The organism is Nonomuraea africana, from assembly GCF_014873535.1.
GTDB classification, from domain to species: Bacteria; Actinomycetota; Actinomycetes; order Streptosporangiales; family Streptosporangiaceae; genus Nonomuraea; species Nonomuraea africana.
In genome coordinates this window covers 8038457-8064070 of sequence record NZ_JADBEF010000001.1, presented here as the reverse complement: position 1 = coordinate 8064070, position 25614 = coordinate 8038457, and the positions used below count along the sequence as shown (strand labels likewise).

Annotated in this window: 29 protein-coding genes; 5 read left to right on the top strand and 24 right to left on the bottom strand. The window is 70.4% G+C overall.

Translation table 11 applies throughout. The annotated features are described in order from the left end of the window. Position 1: 1 nt before the first annotated feature. From H4W81_RS38525 to H4W81_RS38500, 6 genes are all read right to left on the bottom strand, one after another. Positions 2-1285: a hypothetical protein gene (locus H4W81_RS38525; RefSeq protein WP_192779304.1), complete on the bottom strand. Its 1284-nt coding sequence runs from the start codon at positions 1283-1285 to the stop codon at positions 2-4. After that, positions 1282-3336 carry a glycosyltransferase gene (locus tag H4W81_RS38520; RefSeq protein ID WP_192779303.1) on the bottom strand — a complete coding sequence of 685 codons (2055 nt, stop codon included), beginning with the start codon at positions 3334-3336 and terminating at the stop codon, positions 1282-1284. The genes H4W81_RS38525 and H4W81_RS38520 overlap by 4 nt, the downstream gene beginning before the upstream one ends. Before the next feature lie 21 nt (positions 3337-3357). Further along, the gene (locus H4W81_RS38515) at positions 3358-4128 is read right to left on the bottom strand and encodes a WecB/TagA/CpsF family glycosyltransferase (RefSeq protein WP_318782305.1); all 771 of its coding nucleotides are present in this window, start codon (positions 4126-4128) and stop codon (positions 3358-3360) included. Beyond that, positions 4125-5447, bottom strand: coding sequence for an O-antigen ligase family protein (locus H4W81_RS38510; protein WP_192779302.1), 1323 nt, complete (start codon positions 5445-5447; stop codon positions 4125-4127). Before H4W81_RS38510 ends, H4W81_RS38515 begins: the two co-directional genes overlap by 4 nt. Then, positions 5444-6130, bottom strand: coding sequence for a hypothetical protein (locus H4W81_RS38505; protein ID WP_192779301.1), 687 nt, complete (start codon positions 6128-6130; stop codon positions 5444-5446). Before H4W81_RS38505 ends, H4W81_RS38510 begins: the two co-directional genes overlap by 4 nt. Before the next feature lie 104 nt (positions 6131-6234). Continuing rightward, positions 6235-6933, bottom strand: a complete 699-nt coding sequence (locus tag H4W81_RS38500) for a hypothetical protein (protein WP_192779300.1) — start codon at positions 6931-6933, stop codon at positions 6235-6237. A 292-nt stretch (positions 6934-7225) separates the two neighbouring features. Here H4W81_RS38500 and H4W81_RS38495 point away from each other — a divergent pair, with 292 nt between their 5' ends. Further along, entirely contained in the window at positions 7226-8146 is a 921-nt protein-coding gene (locus H4W81_RS38495) for a glycosyltransferase (RefSeq protein ID WP_192779299.1), read from the top strand. Between the two features lie 3 nt (positions 8147-8149). Here the strand turns inward: H4W81_RS38495 and H4W81_RS38490 are convergent, their stop codons facing one another. From H4W81_RS38490 to H4W81_RS38465, 6 genes are read right to left on the bottom strand one after another with little or no spacing between them, the layout of a single operon-like run. Continuing rightward, positions 8150-9598 (bottom strand): oligosaccharide flippase family protein, encoded by a 1449-nt coding sequence (locus H4W81_RS38490; RefSeq protein ID WP_192779298.1) that lies wholly within the window; start codon positions 9596-9598, stop codon positions 8150-8152. A 9-nt stretch (positions 9599-9607) separates the two neighbouring features. Further along, entirely contained in the window at positions 9608-10885 is a 1278-nt protein-coding gene (locus H4W81_RS38485) for a DUF4910 domain-containing protein (RefSeq protein ID WP_192779297.1), read from the bottom strand. Continuing rightward, complete coding sequence (locus tag H4W81_RS38480; protein ID WP_192779296.1) at positions 10882-11901, bottom strand: NAD-dependent epimerase/dehydratase family protein; 1020 nt, start codon at positions 11899-11901, stop codon at positions 10882-10884. Before H4W81_RS38480 ends, H4W81_RS38485 begins: the two co-directional genes overlap by 4 nt. 9 nt (positions 11902-11910) lie before the next feature. Then, positions 11911-12552 (bottom strand): PIG-L deacetylase family protein, encoded by a 642-nt coding sequence (locus tag H4W81_RS38475; protein ID WP_192779295.1) that lies wholly within the window; start codon positions 12550-12552, stop codon positions 11911-11913. After that, positions 12524-13333 (bottom strand): sugar phosphate nucleotidyltransferase, encoded by an 810-nt coding sequence (locus H4W81_RS38470; protein ID WP_192779294.1) that lies wholly within the window; start codon positions 13331-13333, stop codon positions 12524-12526. Before H4W81_RS38470 ends, H4W81_RS38475 begins: the two co-directional genes overlap by 29 nt. Beyond that, the gene (locus H4W81_RS38465) at positions 13330-14532 is read right to left on the bottom strand and encodes a class I SAM-dependent methyltransferase (protein WP_192779293.1); all 1203 of its coding nucleotides are present in this window, start codon (positions 14530-14532) and stop codon (positions 13330-13332) included. The genes H4W81_RS38470 and H4W81_RS38465 overlap by 4 nt, the downstream gene beginning before the upstream one ends. Before the next feature lie 67 nt (positions 14533-14599). Here H4W81_RS38465 and H4W81_RS38460 point away from each other — a divergent pair, with 67 nt between their 5' ends. Continuing rightward, positions 14600-15169 carry a dTDP-4-dehydrorhamnose 3,5-epimerase family protein gene (locus H4W81_RS38460; protein ID WP_192779292.1) on the top strand — a complete coding sequence of 190 codons (570 nt, stop codon included), beginning with the start codon at positions 14600-14602 and terminating at the stop codon, positions 15167-15169. On the opposite strand, the gene rfbD is transcribed toward H4W81_RS38460, so the two are convergent. The 7 genes from rfbD to H4W81_RS38425 all read right to left on the bottom strand — a co-directional run bounded on the left by rfbD (position 15151) and on the right by H4W81_RS38425 (position 21465). Further along, positions 15151-16002, bottom strand: coding sequence for a dTDP-4-dehydrorhamnose reductase (gene rfbD, locus H4W81_RS38455; RefSeq protein ID WP_318782303.1), 852 nt, complete (start codon positions 16000-16002; stop codon positions 15151-15153). The genes H4W81_RS38460 and rfbD overlap by 19 nt on opposite strands. Then, positions 15999-16925, bottom strand: coding sequence for a dTDP-glucose 4,6-dehydratase (rfbB, locus tag H4W81_RS38450; protein ID WP_192779290.1), 927 nt, complete (start codon positions 16923-16925; stop codon positions 15999-16001). Before rfbB ends, rfbD begins: the two co-directional genes overlap by 4 nt. After that, positions 16922-17986: a glucose-1-phosphate thymidylyltransferase gene (locus tag H4W81_RS38445; protein WP_192779289.1), complete on the bottom strand. Its 1065-nt coding sequence runs from the start codon at positions 17984-17986 to the stop codon at positions 16922-16924. The genes rfbB and H4W81_RS38445 overlap by 4 nt, the downstream gene beginning before the upstream one ends. A 2-nt stretch (positions 17987-17988) precedes the next feature. After that, positions 17989-19443 (bottom strand): sugar transferase, encoded by a 1455-nt coding sequence (locus tag H4W81_RS38440; RefSeq protein ID WP_192779288.1) that lies wholly within the window; start codon positions 19441-19443, stop codon positions 17989-17991. Between the two features lie 223 nt (positions 19444-19666). Then, a complete protein-coding gene (locus tag H4W81_RS38435) occupies positions 19667-20008 on the bottom strand; it encodes a hypothetical protein (protein WP_192779287.1) in 342 nt (113 codons plus the stop codon). A 28-nt stretch (positions 20009-20036) separates the two neighbouring features. Next, on the bottom strand, positions 20037-20639 hold the full coding sequence (locus tag H4W81_RS38430) for a GntR family transcriptional regulator (RefSeq protein ID WP_318782300.1): 603 nt from the start codon (positions 20637-20639) through the stop codon (positions 20037-20039). After that, positions 20614-21465, bottom strand: coding sequence for a DMT family transporter (locus tag H4W81_RS38425; RefSeq protein WP_192779285.1), 852 nt, complete (start codon positions 21463-21465; stop codon positions 20614-20616). The genes H4W81_RS38430 and H4W81_RS38425 overlap by 26 nt, the downstream gene beginning before the upstream one ends. A 63-nt stretch (positions 21466-21528) precedes the next feature. Here H4W81_RS38425 and H4W81_RS38420 point away from each other — a divergent pair, with 63 nt between their 5' ends. Beyond that, positions 21529-21897: a guanyl-specific ribonuclease gene (locus H4W81_RS38420; RefSeq protein ID WP_318782298.1), complete on the top strand. Its 369-nt coding sequence runs from the start codon at positions 21529-21531 to the stop codon at positions 21895-21897. Then, complete coding sequence (locus tag H4W81_RS38415; RefSeq protein ID WP_192779283.1) at positions 21894-22196, top strand: barstar family protein; 303 nt, start codon at positions 21894-21896, stop codon at positions 22194-22196. The genes H4W81_RS38420 and H4W81_RS38415 overlap by 4 nt, the downstream gene beginning before the upstream one ends. On the opposite strand, the gene H4W81_RS38410 is transcribed toward H4W81_RS38415, so the two are convergent. Further along, complete coding sequence (locus H4W81_RS38410) at positions 22166-22462, bottom strand: SWIM zinc finger family protein (protein ID WP_192779282.1); 297 nt, start codon at positions 22460-22462, stop codon at positions 22166-22168. The two genes, H4W81_RS38415 and H4W81_RS38410, sit on opposite strands and share 31 nt — an antisense overlap. 93 nt (positions 22463-22555) lie before the next feature. Here H4W81_RS38410 and H4W81_RS38405 point away from each other — a divergent pair, with 93 nt between their 5' ends. Then, entirely contained in the window at positions 22556-22882 is a 327-nt protein-coding gene (locus H4W81_RS38405) for a DUF742 domain-containing protein (protein WP_192779281.1), read from the top strand. Here the strand turns inward: H4W81_RS38405 and H4W81_RS38400 are convergent. The 4 genes from H4W81_RS38400 to H4W81_RS38385 form a co-directional block, all read right to left on the bottom strand. Beyond that, positions 22869-23249: a hypothetical protein gene (locus H4W81_RS38400; protein WP_192779280.1), complete on the bottom strand. Its 381-nt coding sequence runs from the start codon at positions 23247-23249 to the stop codon at positions 22869-22871. The two genes, H4W81_RS38405 and H4W81_RS38400, sit on opposite strands and share 14 nt — an antisense overlap. Positions 23250-23272: 23 nt before the next feature. Beyond that, a complete protein-coding gene (locus H4W81_RS38395) occupies positions 23273-23749 on the bottom strand; it encodes a GNAT family N-acetyltransferase (RefSeq protein ID WP_318782296.1) in 477 nt (158 codons plus the stop codon). After that, the gene (locus H4W81_RS38390) at positions 23746-24606 is read right to left on the bottom strand and encodes a phosphotransferase (protein ID WP_192779278.1); all 861 of its coding nucleotides are present in this window, start codon (positions 24604-24606) and stop codon (positions 23746-23748) included. The genes H4W81_RS38395 and H4W81_RS38390 overlap by 4 nt, the downstream gene beginning before the upstream one ends. Before the next feature lie 211 nt (positions 24607-24817). After that, a complete protein-coding gene (locus tag H4W81_RS38385; protein ID WP_192781290.1) occupies positions 24818-25564 on the bottom strand; it encodes a phosphotransferase in 747 nt (248 codons plus the stop codon). Positions 25565-25614 lie beyond the last annotated feature (50 nt).

Here is a 25614-nt window from a genome sequence, read left to right as displayed (position 1 = left end):
ATCATGCCTCCCCGAGCCTGATCTTGTAGATGTGGTAGGCGCCCTCGGAGTCGAAGGAGTCGGTGAACCGTCCATCCGCGCCGAGGGACAGCTTCCTGTCCTCGAACAGGACCTCCACCTCACGGGCCGTGGAGAGGTTGGCAGGGATGGTGAACGTACGCGGCCCCATGCTCGCACCTCGTTCGGGCATGGCGAAGAGGTAGGCGTGGCCGTCGTGCCGTTTGAGCATCGTGTCCACGCCCCGCACGTCGCCGTACCGGTAGGACTGGGTGTTGAGCACCGGCGCCAGGTCGCGGATCCGCCGGTTGAGAGCGGTGACCGCGGCCCTCATCCGCGCGCCGCAGGGCGCGCGCAGCAGGCTGAGCGTACGGCAGGCTCGCCCCGCGCTGTGGTCGAGGTAGACGACGCCGCGAGCCTCGTGGATCAGCGAGCTCATCACCGCGCCGCTCACCTGCTCGGGCGTGATGGCCCTGCCGTCCTCGGCGCGCGGCTGGCCCAGCTCGACGATCGCGTAGATCGGTTGCAGGCGGTCGTCCCGCTCGTCGAGGGCGCGCTGCCTGGCGATGGTGGCGCCGTAGTTGGCGGCCAGGCGGCACTGGCTGGCCAGCAGGTGCATGAAGCGCTCGACCTCGTCGCAGGCGGCGTGGTCGGTGTACCAGTAGAGGCTGGTGGAGACCGCGTCGGTGTAGTCGTTGACGAACGCCGCGGCCTGCTCGCTGGAGTGCCAGTACATGACGCCCTTGCCGAAGGTGGCGTAGCGCATCCGGTCGTCGTCGGGCAGGCGGTCGGCGAGCGTCTTCATGGCGGTGTAGCCACAACGGTCCGACCTGGGGACGCAGGCGGGGCGGTCGAAACTCGTGCCGCCCGTCCAGCGGCCCTCGCCCGGGCCGCCCCACATGTCGGCCTCGGTGCCGACGAGCCAGCCGACCGTCTCCTCGCCGTGGCCCGGCAGCGGCCGGCCGAGCAGCGCGGACATGCGGTTGCGGCGCACCAGGCGCGGGTCGCTGTCGCCGGTCAGTTCGACGTAGGTGTTGATGCCCGCGGCCTGGTCCTGGTCCACGTCGGCCTGGGTGCGGACGGAGGCGTACCAGACCCCGACGGGGAAGAAGGAGGGCTTGGTCCAGCCCGCCTTCGCCGCGGCGGGGAAGCGCTCGTAGTAGCCGGGTCCGCCCTCCCAGGGAACGGGTTCCAGCTGGGCCTCCAGCGGGGCGAGATCGGTCCCCGCGCTCGCCGTACAGGCCGAGAGCGCGAGCACGGCCGACAGCAGCAGGGGCGGCAGCCTCACCCTGGCGGCCTCTCGGCCAGCGCCCGCAGGTCCGCGGCGCGCGCGGACCAGTCGTGGCCGAGCACGGAGACGCGCAGGGCCTCCGGCGGCCGCGGTGGCCCTTCGGCCAGCGACACCCTGATGGCCTTGACGAACAGCTCGGGGGTCGCGCCGACCCTGACCCTGTCGGCGTATCCGGCCAGCTCGCCGTAGTCGGTGCTGACGATCGCGAGCCCGAGGGCGAGGTACTCCTTCAGTTTGATCGGGTTGGCGTGCCTGATCCAGTCGTTGTCCAGCCACGGCATGAGCGCGACGTCGAAGCCCGAGCCGTAGGCGGGGATCTGGTCGTAGGGCTTGAAGCCGAGCCAGTGCACGTTCGGGTGCCTGGTCAGCCGCTCGATGGGGCCGTTGGCGTCGCCGATCAGCACGAGCGAGACCTCGGGCAGGTCAAGCGCCACGCGCTCCAGCAGGTCGAAGTCCACGACGAAGTCGTCGAGCGCGCCGAAGAAGCCCACCCTGGGGCCCGGGATGCCGCGCAGATCGGCGGGCTGCCGCTCGGCGGGGACCCGGCGGAAGTGCTCCAGGTCGACGCCGTGGTCGAGGAAGTGCGCCCGCTCTCCCGCCAGCGGCTCGTCCTCCGCCATGAGCGTCCTGCTGACGTAGACGATCCGGTCGGAGCGCCGCAGCAGCTCCGACTCCATGGCCCTGATGGTCTCGCCGCCGCCTTCGGGGAAGGCCGAGTGGCGGTCGGAGCGGTTGAAGACGAGCGCCCTGCGCCGCATCGGGCGCACGACGTCCCACGCCGTCGGGAGGGTGACGACGATGACCGGCCTGCGCAGGCCGAGCGCCGTGCAGACGGCCATGACCTGGGCTCTGACGAGCAGCGCGTTGATCCTCCTGCCCAGGGGCGAGCCGTACATCGGCAGGGGAAGGGGGGACATCACGTGGAAGCCGGGCGCCGGGCGCCTGACGAACTTCGCCACGCTGCGCAGCTTGCGGATGATGCGCCGCAGCGTGTGGGTCGACCGGCCGGGCATCGGCATCCGCATGCCGATGCTGTTGACGACCAGGACCCGACGATGGGCGGACATGTGCCGCATGAGCTGGAAGTCGGAGTGCGCCCTGTTGTGGTACCACCAGTCCTGGGCGGAGAAGCAGACGTAGCCCGACGGCGCGGGGATCTCGCCGGGCGGGGTGGGCCACTCGGCCATGGTGAGCAGCTCCTTCACCGCCGCCCGGTGCCTGCCTCTGGCGGGGGCGCGGCTGGCCTCGTTGAGCGTGACGGCGGCGCGCATGAGAGCGCCGCGCGGCCTGCCGTACAGCTGCCGGTGCAGGCGCACTCGGTTGGCGGCGGCCAGCGCCCACAGCCGGTCGGAGGCGACCTGGTCGCCGCCGAGGTGCACCGCGACCGCCTCGGGCTCGTAGCGGACGGCGAAGCCGTGCTTTCCCGCCCTCAGCATGTACTCGGTCTCCTCGGAGTAGAGGAAGTACCGGTCGTCGAGCGGCCCGAGCGCCTCCGCGCACGCCCTGGAGATCAGCCAGGCCGCCCCCGTCGCCCAGTCGACCGTGCGGGCCCGCCGGTAGTCGCGCGGGTCGGCCACGAGCTCCCCCAGCGCGGGCAGCCGGCCCGCCCTGAACCCGCCGAGCGCCGCCTCGCCCAGCGCCCTGAGCACCGTGGGCCGCCGGCGGAGGGAGAGCTGGAGCGCACCGTTCTCGTCCAGGAGCTTCGGTACGGCGATGCCGACGCCCGGCTGTTCCAGCGCCTTCAGCAGCAGGCCGATCGCGCCGGGCCTGAGCCTGATGTCGGCGTTCAGCACCAGGACGTCGCATCCCTGGGCCGCGGCCAGCCCCGCGTTCACGCCGAAGGCGAATCCGCCGTTGCGCCCCGTCTCGATCAGCTCGACGCCCTGACCGTACGCGCGCACCCGGTCGACGGTGTCGTCGGGCGAGGCGTTGTCCACGACGATGACCCTGAACCGGCCCGCGTCCTGGACGTCATGGTCCAGCGAGCGCAGGCAGTCCTCGATGATCCGACCGCTCGCATAGGTGACGATCACAACGGCTAAGGACATGTGGCAACCATTCTCGTCAGATCAGGCCCGGCGTCCGGTGAGCCGCAGCCAGGCGGCGGCGGTGAGCACCTGGAGGGCGAAGGGCAGGTCCTCCACCAGGTAGCGGCGGGCCAGCCGGCCCGGCTCGAGCCACAGCCTGTGCAGCCACTCGCCGCCGATCCGCTGCAGTCTTTCGGGGGCGCGGCTGAACTGCCCGGCGGCCATGGGGATCCCCGCGCCGCACCCGAGATACCAGGCGTGGGGCAGCCGCCGCCTGAGCGCGGCGATGGTGTGCTCCTGCTTGGGGAAGCCCAGCCCGACCAGCACCAGGTCCGGCGCCGCCGCGACCACTCTGTCCACGGTCTCGCGCATGCCGTCCTCGGTGGTGTCGAATCCGAAGGGCGGCGAGTGGCTGCCCGCCACCTTCAGCCCCGGATATCGCGCGGTCAGCACCCTGCCCGCCGCCTCCGCCACGCCCCGCTCCCCGCCCAGCAGGAAGACCGAGCGTCCTTCGGCCGCCGCCCGCCCGCTCAGGCTGAAGACCATGGAGGCGCCCGTGACCCGCTCGGGCACGGCCAGGCCCGCCAGCCTGGCCGCCCAGACGACCGGCATGCCGTCGGCCACCACCAGCTCGGCGGCGGCGACCAGCTCGGCCAGCGCGGGGTCCCTGCTCGCCTTGCGGGCGATGTCGACGTTGACGGTGACGATCGAGCCGCCCTCGCCCCTCGCCCACGCGGCGGCGACGTGGTCGGCCACGCCCGCCTCGCTGATGGCCATGACCTGGACGGCACCCACCCGCGCGCGCCCGGTCACGGCAGCGCTCCGGCGTCGCGTGGTCGCACCGTGCGGAGGAGCGCTCCTGCCAGGCCCACGAAGAGGAAGGCGATGCCGCTGGTCGTCTCGAAGGCGTTCAGGTCGAAGGTCGCGCACCCGACCAGCGTGACCAGGAGCGAGGCGGCGAGGCTCAGGCCGAGGTCGCGGGTGGTCTGGTCGGTGGACAGCCGCCTGGCCTTCAGCGCCGCCCAGATGGCTGTGCCCAGCAGGCCGACCAGCGTCGCCACGCCGAGGAGCCCGCCTTCCACGGCCGTGAGCAGGTACTGGTTGTCGAAGACCACGTCGTAGGGCGGGTACCAGGTGCCGTGGCCCCTGCCGAGCAGGGGATGCTGCCAGATCGCCTCGAGCGCGATGGTGTAGTCGGCCGTCCGGTACCTGATGCTGTCGTCGTTGCCGAGGTTGTCGAACAGCCCGGCGATCGCGCCCACCAGGCCGGGGGCGGTCAGCCGTACCACCGCGAGGAAGACCACCAGCGCGATGAGCGCCTGGACGCGCCGCCGCGCCGGCCAGTGCGACAGGAGCAGCAGTCCGGCCGCCGCGAGCCCGAGCACGGGCGAGCGGGAGGCCGAGAAGACCAGCCCCGCGGCGATGAGCGCGCAGCAGACCACCCAGCGCAGCACCGGCCTGCCCGCCTCCCTGGCGGCGAAGGCGTAGTGCAGGGCGATGGGGAGGATCATCGAGCACACCACGCCGAACTCGATGGGGTGGCTGGTGGTGGCCGCCGCCCTGTTCAGCCCGTTGCGCTCGAGGATGGCGGGTGCCTCGCCGCGGACTCTGGTGCCGGGGATCGTCAGGTCGGCGGTGATGTCCCAGGAGAACAGGAACTGGATTCCGCCGATCACTCCGAGGATCGCGCCCGCGACGACCGCGGTCTTGAGCACCAGGTCGATCCGGTCCCTGCCGCGGACACCGTCGCACGCCACCAGCGCGATGCCGACGAGCGCGAGCGCGATGACCCCGATGTGGTCGGCCAGCTCCAGCTGGCGCGGCTCCAGGTAGGCGACGGCCGCCTGCGCGTAGCTGGCCAGATAGGCGACGGCGTAGAGGTAGATGGCGGTGCGGACCGGGCTGAACCCCTTCGCCGCGCCCAGCGTGTTGGTGAGGTGCGCGCAGAACCACCACACCACGGCGAACAGGCCGACGGCCTCGGCGGGAGTGAGCGCGAACGGCAGGCCCCTCAGGATCAGCCGGGCCGGGACGATCATGAGGATGACCACGAACAGGGCGGAGAACGTGGCCCCGTCGGCGCCGCGGGTCGCGGCCCTGCCGACGACGGGCGGCGCCAGGACCGTGCTCATCGTTGCAGCACCGGCTCGTTGACCGGCGCGGAGGCCGCCGCGTCGGAACGGTCCCGCCTGCGGCGGCGCAGCGCGGCCGCGACGCTCTCGGCCACGAAGGCGGCGGCGACGCTGGCGAGCGCGCCGAGGAGCAGCACGGCGGCCGTGTAGCGCATCGCGTCGTTGCGCAGGGCGACGGCGTCCGTGGGCTCCAGGATCTCCGTCATGATGATGTAGGTGGTCGGCGGCGCCTTGAGCTGCGCCTGACGCTTGTCCAACTCGACCCTGGCCCGCTGGGTCACCCGCTGGACGATCTCCTTCGCCGCCCGCGGGTCGCTGCTCTTGCCCTCGATCAGCACGAACGGCTGGCTGAAGAGGAGTTCGGGGTTCGGGCTGCCGTTGTTGACCTCGTAAGTGGTCTCGCCGTGCGGACGGGCGCCCAGTTTGATCATCGTGTCCTCGGCGCCCAGGATCTGGACGAGGACCTCGGCGGTCATGTTCAGGCCGTAGTTGAAGTTCAGCAGCGGGTTGGCCTCCATGACCCGGTCTCTCGGGTCGCCCAGCGTGGAGGGTCCGCTGATCGGCACGGTCAGCGACAGCACGGCCGACGACTGGTACTGCGGGGGAATGCTCTTGTAGACGCCGTAGGAACCGGCGAGCGTCAGCAGTAAGGCAGGGATGGCGACGTACCAACGCCGCAGCACGACTCCAATCGCCCCCCAGAAGTCCAAAATATCCCCCAATTAGTGCATAAAAGGCGTCGGCAAGGCATCGGACCGGCGGGCGCGGACGTTACCGGCGCCGCAGATCAGTCGCTTTTCTCACTGTCGTCCGGTTTCACGACCGGGATGGGCATCGTGTGCTCGACATCCGATTTCCCGTTTGCGGACGCCTTTTCTTTCCCGCCGGCAAAGACCAGAACCCGGCCGTTGGCCTTGCGGGCGGAGTTGTCACGTTCCCGGGGGGCGGGAGCGGGCTCCTCCTGAGCCTCGGGCTCGGCCCTGCGGGAGACCACCAGATGAGCCAGGCCGAGGCCGAGCGAGAGCCCCAGGCCGAGCGCGCCGAGCGCGGCGATGATGGTGTTGGTCCACACGGCCTTGGGCGCCAGCGTCGTCACGTGGTTGAGCGCGACGTAGGTCCCCTGGGGGGCGCCGAGGATCTTCTGCTGGTTCAGCAGCTCGGCCCTGATGCGCTTCTCGGCGCGGGTGATCGTGTCGCTGACGACGGCCTCACCTGGCGCCTCGACGGCGACGTGGACGAAGGGGCCGGCGGTGGTGATGCCCATCAGGGCGGCGTTGGACCTGCCGTCGTCGACGGTCAGCTTGACCGGCCCGCCCTCCACGATGCCGAGTTCCTTCTGGATCGCGGGGTTGTTCAGCGTCAGGATGAGGATGCTGGCCACCGTCCGCATGCTGTCGTTGTACTGCAGCAGCGGATTGGTCAGGCCGACGGGCTTGGTCTTGTCGAAGGAGAGGGTGCCGCCCGAGGGAGGTGCGACCAGGATCATGGAAGAACTGGCCGCATAACGCGCGGGGACGAGGAAAACGGCGGCGGTCGCGAGACCCAGCGACAGGATGATGACCGGCAGGCCTACCCACTTCCGTCGTAAGAGTCCGAAAATGGTTCCCCAGAAGCCCATACTTTCCCTCTCGCCCCCGATTTGGTACACCTGCGCAGTCGGCCTGCGGAGCCTACAGAACTCCATCGGAAGACCAGTCATCAACGTTACGGTTCACTCCCCAACCAGTCCAGTGCACATGAAATCGCCACAAATGCAATAGACCTATTGGAGGCGGCCAATGACCGAAAAGAGCCCTTCGTTAGTGGGCAGGGCGGCGCCGGAGATCGGCCTCGGCCTGTGCGTCTACAACGGCGAGCCGTACCTGTCCGAGTCGCTCGCCTCGATCCTCGGCCAGCGGGACGCCGACTTCGAGCTGGTGATCGCGGACAACTGCTCCACCGACGCGACGGAGGAGATCTGCAGGGAGGCCGCCAGGAACGATCCACGCGTGCGCTACCTGCGCCGCGAGCGCAACGTCGGGGTCATCGCCACCCACAACCAGATCATCGGGGAGACACGAGGGGAGTTCTTCGCCTGGGTGACCTCCGACGACCAGTACAGAAGCGACCGCCTGGCACTGCTCGCGGCGGCGCTGCGCGAGCACCCCGACGCCGCGATGGCCTTCTCGGGAGCCGAGGAGGTCGACGGCGAGGGCAAGCTGATCGAGGTCTGGCGCAACACCGCGCCCACCGACCACCCCGACCCCGTCCGGCGGTTGCACAGCAAGCTGGTCCACTACGACGAGACCCTGCAGTTCTACGGGCTCATGCGGCGCAGCGTCCTGGAACGCGCCATGCCGCTGCAGCCCATCGTGGCCTGCGACCGGGTGCTGATCGCCCAGCTGGCGCTGCTCGGACCGCTGATCGCGGTGAACGAGCCGCTGCTGTGGCACCGCAACCACGCGGGCAGCGTCAGCAGGGCCAACGCCTCGCGGACCTTCCGCAGGCGCGAGGCGCCGCACGAGAACCCCCGCTGGTTCCTGCCCAACGTGGAGGAGGGCCGCTGCCTGCTGCGCGTGATCAGGCACACGCCGATGAGCCGCGGCGAGCGGATGCGGGCCTACGCCGCGATGCGACCCTGGCTGCGTCGCAACGCGGTGCCCATGGCGCGCAACGTCGCCCACGTCGCGGTCGGGCTGGTCCGCGGCGGGAAGGTGTAAGGATCAGCTGGTCACGAGTGTGCGGATCTCCCTGAGCCTCGCGGGGGAGATCCCCACCACGACGTAGGCGACCAGACCCGCCCCGCCCGCCGCGATCAGCCGCACGAGGGAGAAGGCGTCCGCGGTGGCGGACATCACCAGCCAGGTGACCACCCCCGCCGCGAGCCCGCCGAGCAGGGGCCGCACCACCGCGGGCCCGATCGGCCCGAGCGCCACTCCCGCACGGCGCAGCAGCAGGGCCGTCAGCGGCAGCGTGACCACGACGCCGACGACGGCATGGGCGATCGCCACCCCGCGGATCCCGTCCAGCTGGGCGCCGAAGTAGAGGGCGGGAAGCAGCACCACGGCCCACGAGATCTTCAGCATCGCGATCGAGCCCACGGCGCCCACCGAGGTGAGGACGTCGGAGCAGGTGTTCATGAACATCCGCACCGCCATGAGCACCATGAGGAAGGACAGCGCGGCGGCCGAGGGCAGCCACTTCTCGCCGTAGAGCAAGGGCACCACGACCGGAGCCAGCACGGCGACCAGTACCGCGACAGGGGTGATCACGATCGTCAGCAGGGGGATGATCTGCTGCACCTTGGCCGACAGATCCTCGGGCCGCTCGTCGGCGACCCTGGAGAAGCCCGGCAGCGTGACGTGCCGCAGCGCCTCTCCGATCAGTCCCGGCACCCAGTTGGAGACGTTGAGCGCCAGCAGGTAGTAGCCCAGGACGGCCGCGCCGAACGCCTGGCCGACGATGACGGAGTCGGCGTTCAGCAACAACGCCTCCACTCCCAGGCCGAGGGCGAGCGGCATGCCGAATCTCAGCAGCCTGCCCATCGCCTCGCGGCGCAGACCGAACCTGATCGGCGCCTTCGACCAGATGATCATGAGCACGCCGCCGACCCCTGTCGAGGCGAGCGCGCCGAAGGCGAAGCTGTACGGCCCCGCCCCTGCCATCGCGAACCCGACCGCGACGGGCACCTGGACGGCGACACCGATCATCGTCGCGATGGCGATCCTCCCCTGCTGGAACCTGCGCAGCAGGACGGCGCTGCGCACTCCGACGAACCCGTCGATGACGATGAGCAGCGCCATCACCCGCACCATGCCCGCGGCGTCGGCGTTGCCCGCGAACCCGGCGAACGTCGGCGCCGCCACCCATAACACGGCGTAGACGGTCAGGCTGAAGGTGAGCACCATCGTCGTCGCCGTGGGCAGCACCTCCTCGATCCTGCCGCGCCACTGCACGATGGCGGCGACGATGCCGGCGTCGTTGACGTGCCAGAGGAACTGCTGGGCGGCTAGCGCCACGGCGTAGATGCCGAAGTCCGCGGGCGCCAGCAGGCGCGCGAGCACCAGTCCCATGCCGAAGGAGGCGAGCCTGGCGGCCACCCTCGCCACCAGTCCCCAGCGCAGGCCCTTGCCGGCGGAGCCCGCGCGGTCGGTGGTCTCGGTCTCTGGCATGTGTCTTCCCTAGCTTTCTCGTTCGACCCGTTGGAGCAAGATCTCCCGCCGGTGCCCTTCCTCTTTCAACAGGCCGGCCTCGAGGAGCGACCTCGCGGCCGACGCCACGGTGGTGAAAGGGATCCCCGAACGGACAGCGATGTCGAGGAGGCCGTGCTCTCCGTCGGAGAGGTTCAGCACCCACAGGATCGCCATCTGATCGATCCCAGGGGCTCCGTAGAGGCCCCTGGGTCCGAGCCGCGGCTCGCCGTACGGCTCGAGATTGAGGTAGGTCGTCTCCTTCTCCAGGATCTCGACGATCTCCTCCGCGGCGGCGAGGGTCTCCGCCATGGCCTCCTCTGTGACGAAGGAGGGGTCGTCGGCCGAGGTGTGGTACTCGGCGAACTCCCCGTCGGGTGTTCTGGTCAGCCGCCCGACCGGCAGGTTGAAGCCAGGCGAGCAGAAGTGGCGCTCGTCGTAGCCGAAGGGGACGAAGTCGCGGATCTCGCTCTCGCGGGTGGACAGCACGTGCGCCGCCGCCCTGTCGATCAGCGTGTCGCCCCTGCGGCTGCGCTTGTAGGTGAGCTTCCCGCGGTCGCCCGCGCAGGCCAGCACGAGGCCGTGCCTGACACGGTCGACACGGTCCCTGTTGCGGGCCAGCCACGTGATCGCGCCGACGGCGGCGGGCGCGAACAGGAACCGGTAGGTGTGGCGCAACCGCCTGCCCGCCAGCCGCCTGGCCAGCTCCGTCGCGACTGCGATGCCCGCCAGCGTCTCGTTGGCCAGCGCGGGATGGCAGGTGTGGCAGGAGATCAGCACCTCGTCGGCGCTCTCGCCGGGCACCACGTGCTCCCCGTACGTGAGGTGGCCCTGGGTGAGCGCCGAGTCGATGCGCACCTCGTACTCGCCCTCGGGCAGCTCTCTCAGCGCGTTCTCGCTGAGGCAGAAGCCCCAGTCGTGCTTGAAGTAGCCCGTCCGGTACGGCACCAGGTCGGGCTGCTCGGGCAGGGTGTGCAGGCGCGGGCGCAGCTCCTCGAGCGTCATGGTCGCCGAGACGGGCACGCTGTAGCCCACCACGTGCAGCGGCGACCGGGCGAAGTCGATCACCCGCCGGCCCGAGGCGTCCTTGACGTAGGCGTCGGTGATGTTCCACTCCTCGGGAACCGTCCAGTCCAGGACCCGCTCCCCCGTGGGCACCTCGTGCAGCTCCAGCGGGATGGTCTCGGCGATGATCTCCAGGGTGCGCCGCACCCCGTCGCCCGTCATGCTGCGGCAGATCGGGTGCAGCCGCTTGACCAGCTCCCTCATGGCCGCAGCGTCTCGTCGACGGTGCCCTCGCCGCGCCTGGCGGCGATCCGCGCCAGACGGGTGAAGCGGAGGTCGAAGTCCATCTGCGTGAGGCCGTGCGCGCGATAGGCGTCGACCAGCTCGCGCGCCCCCGCCTTGACCGACCAGGCCGCCTCGTAGCCGGGCAGGGCGCTCCTGATCCTGGCGAAGTCCACCCGGTAGGAGCGCGGGTCGTTGCCCGCCTCGCCGGTGATCAGCAGCTGCGCGCCGGGGACGGCCTCCACCACCTCCGCGGCGATCTCCGCGACGGTCACGTTGTTCTCCTCCGCGCCCACGTTGAAGGCCCGCGCGTGGACGGCCTCGCGCGGCGCGACCAGCGCCAGCTCGAAGGCGCGCGCGATGTCCTGGGCGTGGACGAGCGGCCGCCACGGCGTGCCGTCCGAGAGCACCTTCACCGTGCCGGTCAGCAGCGCGTGGCCGACCAGGTTGTTCAGCACGATGTCCGCGCGCAGCCGTGGGGAGAAGCCGAAGGCGGTGGCGTTGCGCAGGAAGACCGGCGAGAAGTCGGCGTCGGCCAGGTCCGCGACGTCGTCCTCGACCCGTACCTTCGACTCGGCGTAGGGAGTGACGGGGCGCAGCGGGGCGTCCTCCGACACCAGTCCCTCGCCGCCCGAGGCGCCGTAGACCGAGCAGGTGGAGGCGTAGAGGAAGCGGCGCACGCCCGCCTCGCGGGCCAGCCGCGCCAGCCGTACGGAGGCGTGGTGGTTGATGTCGTAGGTGAGCTCGGGCGCCAGCGCCCCCAGCGGGTCGTTGGACAGCGCGGCCAGGTGGACCACCGCGTCGAAGCCCGCCAGCTGCCCCGCCTCCACGTCGCGCAGGTCGACGGCCAGTGTCGGCGGGTCGGCGGGGGCCGGCCCGAGCACGCAGTCGGCGAACAGCCCCGAGTCGAGCCCGACCACGTCGTGACCGGCCGCGGTGAGGATCGGGGCCATCACGGTGCCGAGATAGCCCTGATGGCCGGTCAAGAGAACGCGCACAACCACTCCTTAGCTGCTGAGAACGAGCTTGGTCGTATGGAAGGCCTCGGCGTACCTGCTCTGGCACTGCACGCCGCGCACGCGGGCCAGCCCGCCGAAGGTCTCGGCGTCGAACCAGCTCCTGTCGTGCTGTGAGGGATAGTGCTCGTGCAGCAGACCGATCTTCTCGGCCAGCAGCCCTTCGGCGACCGGCACGAAGACGTTCGGCTGGGCCAGATCTGACTCCCATTTGAGAATCTCGTAGCCGAGCACGTGGTGGTCGCGGAAGACCGTGGGCACCAGCCTGGCCAGGCCGCGGTGGTCCTGGTGGGCGTCGTGCGGGGCGGGGGCGAGGACGAGTCCTGGGTCGCACCGGGCCCGCAGCTCGTGCAGGGCCTCCTTGGCGCGTTCCCAGTGGGACGGCAGCCTGCCGTCGGGCACGTCGAGGACGCGCACCTCGAGGTCCGCCTTGGGGCAGAACGCCGAGAGCGCGGCGCGCTCCTCCGCCTCGCGAGCCGTCCCCGCACCGGACAGCACGAGCGCCCTGACCCGCAGCCCCGGCCTGGCCCCGCACAGTCCGAGCAGGGTCGCCCCCGCGCCGATGGCGATGTCGTCGCAGTGGGCGCCGAGCAGGACGATCTCCTCAGACCGCTCGGGGAAGAGTCGCAACACCGGCGATCCGCCTCTCCTCCCACAGCGCCCACGGCCGCTCGCCCCTGTCGTACTCCTCGTCCAGCGCGACCCGCTCCTTGACCGTGTCCGTCGGCCGCCAGAACCCCCGGTAGGGGTAGGCGAGGAGCCTGCCCTCCTTGGCCATCGCCGCGCAGGCGTCTGCCACCAGGTCGCCACCGGGCGGGATCTGGTCGAAGACCTCGCGGCGCAGGACGAAGTAGCCGCCGTTGATCCACAGCGGCATCTCCGTGACCGGCGTTATGCCGCCGACCCTGCCGTCCTCCCCGAGCTCGACGCAGTGGAAGGTGCCCGGCGGCGGCACCACCATCATCGACGCGCCCGCGTCGGAGGCGGCGAACCTGGCGACCATCTCGTTGAGCGGGGCGTCGGTGAGCACGTCGGCGTAGTTGGCGAGGAACATCTCCTCGCCGTCCAGGTGCTCGCGCACCCTGCGCAGCCGCTCGCCGATCGGGGAGTCCGTGCCGGTGTGGACGAAGGAGATGGACCAGTCGGAGATGTCCGTGGACAGCATCTCGACCCTGCCGTCACGCAGGACGAAGTCGTTGGAGGCGGTCTCCTGGTAGGTCAGGAAGAAGCTCTTGATGTGCTCGGCGCCGTACCCCAGGCACAGGACGAACTCCTTGTGGCCGTGGAAGGCGTAGTAGCGCATGACGTGCCAGATCAGCGGCCTCGGGCCGACCGGCTGCATGGGCTTGGGCAGATCGGTCACGCCGTCGCGCATCCTGGTGCCGCGTCCGCCGCAGAAGAGGACGACCTTCACACGACCTCCAACCGCGGGATCGGGAAGACGAGCCTGCCTCCCCATGCGTTGACGTAGGCCAACTGCTCGACCAGTTCGTCGCGCAGGTTCCACGGCAGGACGAGCACGTAGTCGGGCCGGTCCTCGGCGATCCGCTCGGGCGGCAGGATCGGCACGCGGGTGCCGGGGGTGAACCTGCCGTGCTTGTAGGGGTTGCGGTCGACGGTGTAGGCGAGCAGGTCGGGACGGATGCCGCAGTGGTTGAGCAGCGTGTTGCCCTTGCCCGGCGCGCCGTAGCCGACGACGGTCTTGCCCTCGTCGGCCGCGTCGACGAGGAAGCGCAGCAGATCGCGCCTGACCCTGGCGACCCGCGCGGCGAAGTCGGCGTACCCCGAGAGCTCCAGCAGACCCGCGGCCTTCTCTCGGGCGATCAGGTCGTGGACGCGCTCCGACGGCGTGCCGTACGGCCTGGCCCACAGCCTGATGGAGCCGCCGTGGGTCGGCAGCGTCTCCACGTCCACCAGGACCAGCCCGCCGCCGGCCAGCGCACGCTGGGCGGCGGCGACCGTGTAGTACTGGAAGTGCTCGTGGTAGATCGTGTCGTACTGGTTCAGCTCCATCAGCGTCAGCAGGTGCTGCACCTCGATGGAGACCACACCGTCGTCGGCCACCAGGTTGCGCAGCCCCCGGGTGAAGCCGACCACGTCCGGGATGTGGGCGTAGACGTTGTTGGCCACCACGACGTCGGCGGGACCGTGCTCGTCGCGCACCCGCTGCCCGGTCTCGGGCGACAGGAACGCGGTGATCGTGGGCACGCCCTTCGCGACCGCGGCCGCGCCGACGTTGGCCGAGGGCTCGATGCCGAGGCAGCGCGCGCCCCGCTCGACCACGTGCTGGAGCAGGTAGCCGTCGTTGCTGGCCACCTCGACGACGAACGAGTCGGGCCGCAGCTCGAGGCCGTCGACGAAGCGCCTGGCGTGCTCCACCCACGAGGAGGAGTAAGAGGAGAAGTAGGCGTACTCGGTGAACGTCTCCTCGGGCGTGATGAGCGGCGGGATCTGCGCCAGCCAGCAGGAGGTGCACACCCGCAGGTGCAGCGGGTAGGTGGTTTCGGGACGGTCGAGCTGCTCCGCGGTGAGGAACAGCTCGCAGGGCGGCGTCGCGCCGAGGTCGACGACCCCTGCCAGGTCAGCCGACCCGCATAACCGGCACTTCATCATCTATGTGCTCCAAACACAGGGATTATTCGGGGATCTGGCAACGGTTGTTACAGCTACTCTTCGGACCATGCAGCCCCTCAGCATCGACGGCGCGTGGGTGTTCACCCCTCGTATCCACGCCGATCTCCGCGGCAGCTTCCTCGAGGCCTTCCGCGCCGCAGCCCTCCCGCGCCCCTTCGGGCTCGCGCAGGTCAACTGCTCGGTCTCGAGGGCAGGGGTGCTTCGCGGCATCCACTTCTCCGACGTGCCGCCCGGCCAGGCCAAGTACGTGATGTGCGTGTCGGGCAGCGTGCTCGACGTCGTGGTCGACCTGCGCGTGGGCTCCCCCACGTTCGGCAGGTGGGAGGGCGTCCCGCTGGACGACCGCACGCGCGGCGCCGTCTATCTCGCCGAGGGGCTCGGGCACGGGTTCATGGCGCTGAGCGAGGAGGCCACGGTGGTCTACCTGTGCTCCACGCCGTACGACCCGGCCCGTGAGCACGGCGTGCACCCACTGAGCCTGGGCATCGACTGGCCCGACCTGACGCCCGTCCTGTCCGAGAAGGACGCGGACGCGCCCACCCTCGAAGCGGCGCTGGCCGCCGGGCTGCTGCCCGACTTCGAGGCCTGCCGGAAGTTCTACGCAGGGCTGCACTGACGCTCCTCCTCCCGATGCAGCACCGGCCAGGCCGCGTGCAGCGCCGCGCGCCAGTGCCTGATCGGCTCGCCCCTGGTGGTGGCCAGGACGCTGTTGGCCGGGCGCTGAGCGGGGCGGGGGAAGTCCGCGCTGGTCACCGGCCTGACCCTGGCGGGGTCCGCGCCGAGCAGCGTGAAGATCTCCCTGGCCAGGCCGTACCAGGTCGTCTGGCCCGAGCTGGTGCCGTGATAGACGCCGGGCGGCAGGTCGGAGGTGGCCAGCCGGACGAGGAGTCCGGCCAGGTCGACCGTCCAGGTGGGCTGGCCGCGCTGGTCGTTGACGACGTCCACGGTTTCGCGCTCCGCGGCCAGCCTGATCATGGTCCGGACGAAGTTGGGGCCGTGCGCGCCGTACAACCAGGCGGTGCGGACCACGTAATGGCCGGCGGCGGCGAGCTCCCCGGCCAGCTTGGTCCTGCCGTAGGCGTTGACGGGCGCCGGCTGGTCGTCCTCCCTGTACGGCACGCGCGACCTGCCGTCGAAGACGTAGTCGGTCGACAGATGGACCAGCCGCGCCCCCGCCCACGAACAGGCCTCGGCCAGAACCCCGACCGCTCTGCCGTTGACGGCGAGCGCCTCCTCCTCGCGGCTCTCCGCCTCGTCGACGGCGGTCCATGCCGCGCAGTTGACCACCACCTCCGGCCGGTAGGCGCCGACCAGGTCGCGCACCGCCGGCTCGTCGAGCAGGTCGAGCTCAGCGCGGTCAGGGGCCAGCACGGGGTCGCCGGACCTGCCCACCCGGTCGAGCACGTCGGCGGCGAGCATGCCCCCGCCACCGGTGACCAGCCATCTCACGCCCACCAGTCCCGGTGCTCGGCGTACCAGCGGATCGTGTCCTTCAGGCCCTGCTCGAAGGCGATCGCGGGGCGGTAGCCCATGGCGCGCAGCCGGCCGTCGTCGAGGGAGTAGCGGCGGTCGTGCCCCTTCCGGTCGGCGACGGGCTCGACCTGCTCCCAGCCCTTGCCGAACGCGTCGAGGATCCGCCCGGTGAGCTCCCTGTTGCTCAGCTCCGCGGCGCCCGCGATGTGATAGACCTCGCCGGGCTCACCGGACTCGGCCACCAGCCTGATGCCCGCGCAGTGGTCGCTGACGTGGACCCAGTCGCGGACGTTGCCCCCGTCGCCGTACAGCGGCACCTTCCTGCCGCTGAGCAGGTTCGTCACGAACAGCGGGATGACCTTCTCGGGGAACTGCGCCGGGCCGTAGTTGTTGCCGCACCTGGTGATCGACACGTTCAGCCCGTGCGTCACCGCGTAGGCGCGGGCGATCAGGTCGCCGCCCGCCTTCGACGCCGCGTACGGCGATCGCGGCGCCAGCGGCGCGGCCTCGTCCCACGAGCCCTCGTCGATGGAGCCGTAGACCTCGTCCGTCGAGACCTGCACCACCTTGGGCACGCCGGCCCGAAGGCAGGCCTCCATCAGCGTCTGGGTGCCGAGCACGTTGGTCCTGACGAACTCGGCGCCGCCCGCGATCGAGCGGTCCACGTGCGACTCCGCCGCGAGGTTGACCACCAGGTCATGCCCGGGGACGACCTCGCCGAGCAGGTCGGGATCGCAGATGTCGCCGTGTACGAAGGTGTGGCGCACGCCGTCCAGGTTGCGCCGGTTGCCGGCGTAGGTGAGCTTGTCCAGCACGGTCACCTCGGCGTCGCGGGCCACGAGCCGGGCGAAGTGCGAGCCGATGAAGCCCGCGCCGCCGGTCACCAGGATGTTGGTCATGAACTGATCTGCACCTTGCTGTGATCGCCCAGCACGAGGCGGTGGGCACGTGGAGTGGTGGGAGCGGGGGTGACCTCGACGTCGTGGCCGATGAGCGACGACTCGATCCTGCCCACCCCCTCGATGGAGGCCCTGGGCAGCACGATCGAGTACTCGATCTCGCTGTGCTCGATCACGCAGTCGGCGCCGATCGAGGTGAAGGGGCCGACGTAGCTGTCGCGGACGCGCGCGCCGGGCCCGATGATCGCCGGTCCGACGACGCGCGAGCCCTCGACGACGGCGCCCTCCTCGACGACGACCCTGCCGATCAGCTCGCTGCCCTCGGCCGTGCCCAGCAGGCGGGGTTCGAGTGACTCCAGCACCAGGCGGTTGACCTCCAGCATGTCGGCGACGTTGCCGGTGTCCTTCCAGTAGCCGGTGATCGCGGTGGACTCCACCCTGCGTCCCTCGTCGATCAGCCACTGGATGGCGTCGGTGATCTCCAGCTCGCCCCGCCACGACGGCTTCAGCTCGGCCACGGCCTCGTGGATGGCGGGGGTGAACAGGTAGACCCCGACCAGCGCGAGATCGCTCTTCGGCTGGGCCGGTTTCTCCTCCAGCCCGGTCACCCTGCCGTCGGCGTCGAGCTCGGCCACCCCGAACTGCCGCGGGTCGCCGACCCTGGTCAGCATGATCTGGGCGTCGGGCCGCTCACGGCCGAACGACGACACGATGGCGTTGATGCCACCGACGATGAAGTTGTCGCCGAGATACATGACGAAGTCGTCGTCGCCGAGGTAGTCACGGGCGATCAGCACTGCGTGCGCCAGGCCGAGCGGCGCCGCCTGGCGCAGGTAGGTCACCTCGAGCCCGAAGGCCGCGCCGTCGCCGACGGCCGCCTCGATCTCGGCGTGGGTATCGCCGACGACGATGCCGATCTCCCTGATGCCCGCGGCGGCGATCGACTCCAGACCGTAGAAGAGCACGGGCTTGTTGGCCACGGGCACGAGCTGCTTGGCGGAGGTATGGGTGATGGGCCGCAGCCTGGTGCCCGACCCTCCCGCCAGAACGAGCGCTTTCACCGCTAGTAAGCCCCTTCTCCACGGGTCACGACCGACCAGGTCTTCCAGAGGATCTGCAGGTCGAGGATGAGAGACCACCTCTCCACGTACCGCAGGTCGAGCCTGACCGACTCCTCCCAGCTGAGGTCGGAGCGGCCGCTGACCTGCCAGAGCCCCGTCATGCCGGGCCGTACGACGAGTCTGCGGCGCACGTCCGTGCCGTACTTGGCGACCTCGTCGGGCAGCGGGGGCCGCGGCCCGACCAGCGACATCTGGCCGCTGACGACGTTGAGCAGCTGGGGCAGCTCGTCGAGGGAGTAACGGCGCAGGAAGGCGCCGATCCTGGTCACTCTTGGATCGTTCCTAATCTTGAAGAGCACGTTGTCGAAGTCGTTGGCGGGCAGCAGCGCGCTCTTGAGCCGCTCGGCGTCCACCACCATGGTCCTGAACTTCCACACGCGGAACTCCTCGCCGCCCCTGCCCACCCTGACCTGCCGGAAGAAGGCGGGCCCCGGGCTGGTGAGCCTGATCAGCAGCACGATCAGCACGAAGGCGGGCAGCAGGATCGCCAGCGCGGCACCGGCCATCATCCTGTCGAAGACGTTCTTGACGACCTGTTTGGCGCCGTCGAACTCGGGGTGCTCCACGTGCAGGAGCGGCATCCCGGCGACGGGCCTGATGCTGATGCGCGGGCCGGCCACGTCCATGAGCGCGGGAGCCACGAACAGGTCGGTGCGCTGCTCCTCCAGGCTCCACGCGAGCCTGCGCAGCGTGTCGCCGTCGAGCTCGGGGCAGGCCAGGATGGCCACCGCGTCGGCCTGGACGCGCCGGACCGCCTCCGCCACGTCGCCGAAGCCGCCGAGCACCGGCAGGCCGTCCATGTCGAGATCCTCGTGCCCCGCGGGCAGGCACACGCCCACGACGCGCATGCCGTGGTGCGGTTCCCGCCTGAACTGCACCACCAGATCGAGGACGGCGGCCCGATGGCCCACGGCGACGACATGACGCATGTACTCGCCGCGAGCCCTGCTCAAGTGCAGCCGTTTGCGCATGCGATACCTGAAGACCAGCGTCAGAAGAAGTGCCAGCGGAAGAACCGCCATTACCAGACTGCGAGCAATGGTGGTTTGTGTGGCATATGCACCGATTGCCACCGTGGCCATCAGGCCGACCCCGCCGTTCAGCACCGACCTGAACTCGTCGGCGCCCTCCCCATGTCCCCGTTCGCGATAGGCGGCGCTCAACTGCATGCTGACCGGCCACAACGCGACGAGCGCGACTCCGACCACCATGTCTTCTACGGGAATGAAAGCCCCAAATAGCAGCTTTGTCCCCAAGACGCTGCCGCAGGCGACAAAAGCCGCCGCGACATCCCCCGTTCTCAGAAAGCGTACGTACGGCCGAGTCCAGATGCTCGGCACCCGTCGCGGCACGGTCTTGAGAAGCACGACATCGGGCTCCCCCGCTCCCACGCTCATAGCACCCCACCCTGCAAATCTGTCACCAGACGCAAGACGCCCGCTCCGCCCCGTACGTTGTCGCCTTTCGCATAATTAACAGGAGCGGCAATCCCCACTAAAGACTAAAGATCGATAAGGGATTGCGAAATAACGCCACATGACCAACATCGGACGCATAACGCGCTTGACGGAACGGTCCAAAGGTGCAGAAAGCACGGGTGCTCACACGGTGACAGAGCGCTCAGTCGTACTCGAGGTCCGGGAGCGAAGAGGGTGGCTCGGGGCTGCGCCACACGACTATCGCGCTGTCTCTGGCCGTCGCGGCCGCCACGTGCAGCCTTTCGAGGTCGAAATCCGGCAGATAGCGCAATCTCGCAAGAAATGTGGCGTCCGTGGCCGAACGCGGCACGACACAGCCCTCCCCGTCACGATCGAGGAGGATGTACAGGATCTCGGCCTCCGTCTCGGCCGCGACCCGCACCTCGACGACGTCCTCCCACGCGAGAGCCTCGACGCTGCCGTCAGCGTAGTGACGGGTCACGCCCTCCTCGGTGACGTACACGTAGGAGTCCGGCACGTGCATGGGCGCGATTCTCGCGACTCACCGGCGGTTACCGCAAGGGATCGGAGCCCCAAGAATGTCCGAGATGTTCCTGGACGGCGGCCTGGGCGTCGCCTTCCGCTATCGCCTCCAGCAGCGCGCGGTGCTCGGCGACCAGTTGGTCGCGATCCTCGTAGACCCTGCGCAGCCGTACCAGGCCGAGCCGCGTCTCGGCCGCCAGCGCCCCGTACAGCCGCAGCAGCCTGGGGCTTCCCACCGCTTCGACCAGCGCCTGGTGCAGCGCCATGTGCTCGGCCACCACGTCGGACCAGGGCGCGTCGTCCGGCAGCGCGGCCATCCGCTCCAGCGCGGCCTCGGCCTGCGGCACCCGCCGCCCGGCCAGCGACCTGGCCATCAGCTGCTCCAGCGGCCTGCGGACGAACATGAGGTCGTCGAGGTCCGCCATCGTCACCTCGGGGACGTACGCGCTGCGGTTGCGCTCGCGCCTGAGCAACCCCTCGTGCACCAGGACGGCCAGCGCCTCCCTGACCGTCGGCCTGGCCACGCCGTAGGCCGCGGCGAGCTCCTGCTCGGGCAGGGAGGTGCCGGGATCGATCTCACCCGACAGCACCCGCTGCCGCAGCGCGTCAGCGAGCGCGCTGACCGTCGACACCGGCCTCAACAATGGTCGACTTCCTCTCCGGTACGGCCACCGCCACGAGGCTAACCCCGAGCAGCACCAGTCCGCCCAATGACACAGGGGTCAGCGTCTCATGCAGGACGACGAGTCCGAGCAGCGCGGCGACCGCGGGTTCGGCCAGCGCGAGGGTGGCGGCGGTGGCGACAGGGGTGGTGCGCAGGCCCCTGCCGTACAGGAAGTAGGCCAGGGCGGTGGCGCCGACGCCCAGGTAGAGGGCGGCGAGCAGGCCGCGCGGCTCGGCCAGCCAGCCGGGTCCTGTCGCGATCAGGATGGGGAGCATGATGACGGCGGCGCCGCCGAACATGATGCCCATGACGGCGTCGGAGGGCGCGCCGCCGTTGATCGCCTTCGCCGCGGTGACGGCGTAGAAGGCGTAGACGAGGCCGCCGAGCAGGGCCAGGAGCACGCCCTCCACGACCTGGTCACCCGCCTGCGCCTCGCCGCCGACGATGAGCGCCGCGCACCCGGCGATCGCCGCGGCCGTGGCGGCGGCCCACCTGGCGGAGAACTGCCGCGAGAGCAGCCCGGTGAAGATCGGGCCGCTGCCGATCGCCACCACCGTGCCGATGGCCACCCCCGTACGGCTGACCGCCGCGAAGAAGCAGAGCTGGTAGGCGGCGACCGCGACGGCGCCGAGCAGCAGGGCGGGCGTGACGCGGGCGCCCCTGGCCAGCAGGGCCAGCACGAGCCCGCCGACGACCAGGCGGGCGGCGGCGACGGAGACCGGGTCCGCGGTGATCAGCAGGCCGGCCGTGCCCGCCGTCCCCCAGAGGACGGCGGCGGCGAGGACGTTCTTCATGCAGAGATTGTCTGACAACTAGACAAGGTTCGTCTAGTGAAATGTCCGGGTAAGCCGAGTGAGGTGAATTACAGGGGCATCGCAGCGGTCCTGTTGGCGTTCGTCACGTTCATCGGGGGTTGCGGGGCCGCCGTCGCCCCGACCGGGCTACCCGTCAGGGCACTCTCCTCGCTCCCGCCCGAAGCGGCCACGACCTGGAAGCTCATCCAGAGCGACGGGCCCTTCCCCTACCGGAGGGACGGCGTGGTGTTCCACAACCGTGAGCGGCTGCTGCCGCAGCAGAAGCGCGGTTACTACCACGAGTACACGGTGCCCACCCCCGGCTCCCGCGACAGGGGCGCGCGGCGGCTGGTGACCGGTGCCAGGACGAACGAGCTCTACTACACCGCCGACCACTACCGCTCCTTCGTCTCCGTGGACGTGAAGCGATGAGGTTCGAGCACCGGATCGGCGGCGAGGGGCTCGACACCTCCGACGCGGTGATGGCGGCGATCGCCTCCGCGCTGAAGTTCCCCTCCTACTTCGGGCACAATCTCGACGCGCTCTACGACTGCCTCACCGACCTGTCCTGGCTGCCCGCCGGCGAGCACGTGCTGATCTGGTCGAACCCCGCACCGCTGCGCGCGGCCGATGCCACGGCCTACGACGCGATCGCGGCCGTGCTGGCCGACGCGGTCGCCGACGGCGCTGGCGGCGACGCTTACCTGTCGGTTCTCCTGCAGGCCGACTGAACCAGCAGCCTGCGCCTGGCCAGAGTGGTGGCCACGCAGTGCGCGCAGAACACGCCCCTGCGACCCTCGCTGCAGGTGCAGAACCACGTCAGCGTGCCGTCCACCACGCTGAGCTCCACGTGCGCCGCGCCGTCGGCGACCTCGGCGGTCACGACCGTCGGCGCGTAGCGCACGACCTGCACCGATTCCTCGAGCTCCTCACCTCGCTCGACCACCTGTTGGTCGGCGAGCCACACCTGTGTCTCCGCGAGCTCTCCGATGAGCATCCTCACTCCCTTCTCAATGGAGGGAGTGCCCGCGGATACTGTCACCGACGGGCCAGAGGTTGCTACTCTTGACCGCTTCCCGGAGGCAACGAAATGACCGAAGACTGGTTAGTTCGGCCGTACATGATGACGCGCGGCCGCACTCGCCCGACAGGCGAGGATTTCGACCTGATCGCCATCGTGGCGGCGACCGGTGTGCCCTCGCCGACCGCGGGTCTCACCCCTGAGTACCTCAGGGTGCTCGCCGCCTGCCGCAACCCCATCTCCGTCGCCGAGGTCGCCTCCGCCACGGGGCTGTCGCTGGGCGTGGTCCGCGTGCTGCTCGGCGATCTGCGCGAGAGGCAGCTGGTGACCGTACGGCATGCGGCCGAGGACGTGGGCGTGCTCCGTGAGGTGCTGCACGGCCTCAGGTCTCTGTGATCTCCTCGAGCAGCTGGTCGAGCAGCCACCGAGCGGGCGAGACGACCTCGCCGACGTGCCCGTCGAGCAGGTCCAGCGCCTCGTGGATGCTCTCGGTGCTCTTGGTCGGTAACTCCACCAGCGGCCGTTCCTCGACCATCGCCTCACCGCTGACGTGGAAGAATGTCTCGGAGTGCGCGAACGACACCGAGAAGCGCACCATCCGCCCGTCGGGCAGCGTGAACAGCACGCCTGTCGTCCACCCCGCAGGCTGGAAGTAGGTCAGCGGCTCGCGCCTGACGAAGGGATGGCGCAGCTCGTCGAACGTGGCCGCCGCCCGGCTCATGGCCGCCAGCAGCCCGGCCGCCGCCCGGCTCTCGCTGTCCACAGCCACGAGCGTAAAGGAGCGTGTCAGTCGGTGGCCAGCCGCGCGTGCCGTTCGACGTCGTGGCGAACCCCGTCGTAGACGAGCTTTCCGCGTTCGATCCCCTCCGCCGCGAACCCGGCCCTGAGCGCCACCTTGCAGGAGGCGAGGTTGTTGGTACGGTGGCCCAGCTCCAGCCGGAACAGCCCCCGCTCGGCGAAGGCCCACTCGGCCAGCAGCCCCGTGGCCCGCGCGGCCACTCCCCTGCCACGCGCCTCGGCGGTGGTCCAGTAGGAGACCCAGCCGTTGTCGTGCCGGTCGATGCCGGTGACCGCGACGTTGCCGACGACCCGTCCGTCGAGCTCGACCGCGAAGGCGTGCCCCCTGCCCTGCCAGCCCTCGATCCAGCGCACGGCGTCGTCGCGCGTGCGGATCGGCTCGGCGCTCTGCGCGCGCATGTCCTCGGCCAGGAAGGCCCGCAGCACCGGTTCCGCGTCGTCGGCCGTCCACTCGCGCAGCCTCACAGCGGGTACCTCTCCAGATCGACGGCGAGCAGGTCGCGAAGGAAATGCGCGTGCCTGTCGAGGTGCCACTCGCCGTTGATCGCGGTCCATACGCCCCATTCCAGCATCATGTACAGCAGCGCCGTCGGCCACAGCTCGCGCTCCTCGCCGGTGAGCTCCACGTGCCGCAGGTAGGCGTCGCGGAAGACGGCCCACTCGGCGGCGGTGAAGACCCGCGCGGGCTCGCCGTCCAGGTCGTTGTGGAACAGCAGCGCCGCCAGCGCCAGGTCGAGCAGCCTGGGCGCGCGCTCGCCGTTGTCGGGGTCGACCAGCACCGGGCCTTCGGCGGTGTAGACGAGGTTGACCGCCTTGAAGTCCATGCTGACCTCGGCCACAGGCAGTCGCGCGTCGCGGATCGCGGGCAGCGTCGTGGTCATGAACTCCCGCAGCGGCCCGTCGAACCTGCTCGTGTACGGCGCCAGCCCGTCGATGTCCCCCTGCACGGACTCCGCGTCGTGGTCGGGCCACTCGAAGTCCTTCAGCCCCTCCTCGGTGCCTGCCGCGTGGAGGCGCCCGAGCAGCTCACCGGCGGCGGCGACGTCACGCGCCGACCCGTCGTAGCCACGGCCCTCCACCCACGGGTAGGCCACCCAGCGATCGTCCCCGATCTCGTACGGCCCGGCGACCGGCGTGACCACGGGGAGGCCGAGCTCCTTCAAGCGGCGCACCCACCTGCCCATCGCCTCCGCGTCATGGGTCCGCTTCACCGCCACGCGCAGACCGTCGATCCGCCCGGTGAAGACGGGGGCGTACGGGTAGATCGACTCTTGCGGGGGAAGCCCGAACCGCTCGAACACCTCGGTGTAGTCACCTGCCACGCCGCCCGACCTTAGCGGCCCATGGCACCACCAACCACCCGATTTCGCCCGCGCCCCCTGCTGCCCCTCTTCTACCCCACCCCACACCTCTTTTCGCATCCCCCTTCGGCCGCCCCCTTTCCGCCGCCCCTTGTGATGCGGCGGCAGGCGTGATCGCCTTTTCATCGGCGTGGCGCGCCGATCCCGCACGCTGCCCCGCCGCGCCCCCGCGTCAGGAAGCCAGGCGCTCCCTCACCCCCGAAAGGCCGGATTCGACAGTGGCAGGGTCCGCGACGTCGAGCCCGTACAGAACCTCGTGCCACGGCCCCAGCCGATGCCACAGCAGCGCGCGCTCCCGCTCCTCCTCGGTCACCGAGTACGCCTCGGCCAGCGCCTGCGCGAACGGCGCGGGCGTGCCGTGCAGCAGCCAGGCCAGATCGATCGCCCGATCGCCGACATGCGCGTCGGAGAAGTCGATCACCCCGGTCAGCTCGCCGTCCACGGCCATCAGATGCTCAGGACCGAGATCGGCATGGACCACGGTGTCGGCAGGCAGCCCCTCAACGGCCTCCAGCAACTCGCCCGCCGCCCGGCGCTCGGCGAGCATGGGTACGACCACCTCCCTGAACCTTCGGAGAACGGCCTCGCGCTCGCGAAGCGTGCGCTCGGCGTCCGGCTGCCCATGCCCGACCGCCTCCACGACGTCCACCTGGTGGAGCGCCCTGAGGAAGCCGCCCATCTGCCTGCCCTGCACGGCCGTCAACTCCCGCACGGGCCCTCCGGGGACCACCTCATGCCTGACGACCAACGGCTCGACCGCGATCACCCGGGGAACCGGGACCCTGAGCGGGAGCCGGGGGGCCAGCCACGGCATCAGCCGAGTCTCCATCACCAGCAACTCGACCACCTCGGGACGACGCGGCCGCCGGTCGATCCATTGCCCGTCCACCAGCGTGGCGACGCTGTCCCACCCCTGCATCACATCCACGGCCCTCAGTAGATCACTCCCTTCGGACGTGCTCGCCGCGA

What these genes read in the sequence shown, in the direction of transcription:
- H4W81_RS38495 (WP_192779299.1), top strand. Translation starts at nt 7,226, where the DNA reads ATGACCGAAAAGAGCCCTTCGTTAGTGGGCAGGGCGGCGCCGGAGATC.
- H4W81_RS38415 (WP_192779283.1), top strand. Translation starts at nt 21,894, where the DNA reads ATGAGGTTCGAGCACCGGATCGGCGGCGAGGGGCTCGACACCTCCGAC.
- H4W81_RS38460 (WP_192779292.1), top strand. Translation starts at nt 14,600, where the DNA reads ATGCAGCCCCTCAGCATCGACGGCGCGTGGGTGTTCACCCCTCGTATC.
- H4W81_RS38465 (WP_192779293.1), bottom strand. Translation starts at nt 14,532, where the DNA reads ATGATGAAGTGCCGGTTATGCGGGTCGGCTGACCTGGCAGGGGTCGTC.
- H4W81_RS38435 (WP_192779287.1), bottom strand. Translation starts at nt 20,008, where the DNA reads ATGCACGTGCCGGACTCCTACGTGTACGTCACCGAGGAGGGCGTGACC.
- H4W81_RS38425 (WP_192779285.1), bottom strand. Translation starts at nt 21,465, where the DNA reads ATGAAGAACGTCCTCGCCGCCGCCGTCCTCTGGGGGACGGCGGGCACG.
- H4W81_RS38440 (WP_192779288.1), bottom strand. Translation starts at nt 19,443, where the DNA reads ATGAGCGTGGGAGCGGGGGAGCCCGATGTCGTGCTTCTCAAGACCGTG.
- H4W81_RS38405 (WP_192779281.1), top strand. Translation starts at nt 22,556, where the DNA reads ATGACCGAAGACTGGTTAGTTCGGCCGTACATGATGACGCGCGGCCGC.
- H4W81_RS38485 (WP_192779297.1), bottom strand. Translation starts at nt 10,885, where the DNA reads ATGAGGGAGCTGGTCAAGCGGCTGCACCCGATCTGCCGCAGCATGACG.
- H4W81_RS38410 (WP_192779282.1), bottom strand. Translation starts at nt 22,462, where the DNA reads ATGCTCATCGGAGAGCTCGCGGAGACACAGGTGTGGCTCGCCGACCAA.
- H4W81_RS38510 (WP_192779302.1), bottom strand. Translation starts at nt 5,447, where the DNA reads ATGAGCACGGTCCTGGCGCCGCCCGTCGTCGGCAGGGCCGCGACCCGC.
- H4W81_RS38385 (WP_192781290.1), bottom strand. Translation starts at nt 25,564, where the DNA reads ATGCAGGGGTGGGACAGCGTCGCCACGCTGGTGGACGGGCAATGGATC.
- H4W81_RS38520 (WP_192779303.1), bottom strand. Translation starts at nt 3,336, where the DNA reads ATGTCCTTAGCCGTTGTGATCGTCACCTATGCGAGCGGTCGGATCATC.
- H4W81_RS38500 (WP_192779300.1), bottom strand. Translation starts at nt 6,933, where the DNA reads ATGATCCTGGTCGCACCTCCCTCGGGCGGCACCCTCTCCTTCGACAAG.
- H4W81_RS38490 (WP_192779298.1), bottom strand. Translation starts at nt 9,598, where the DNA reads ATGCCAGAGACCGAGACCACCGACCGCGCGGGCTCCGCCGGCAAGGGC.
- rfbB (WP_192779290.1), bottom strand. Translation starts at nt 16,925, where the DNA reads ATGACCAACATCCTGGTGACCGGCGGCGCGGGCTTCATCGGCTCGCAC.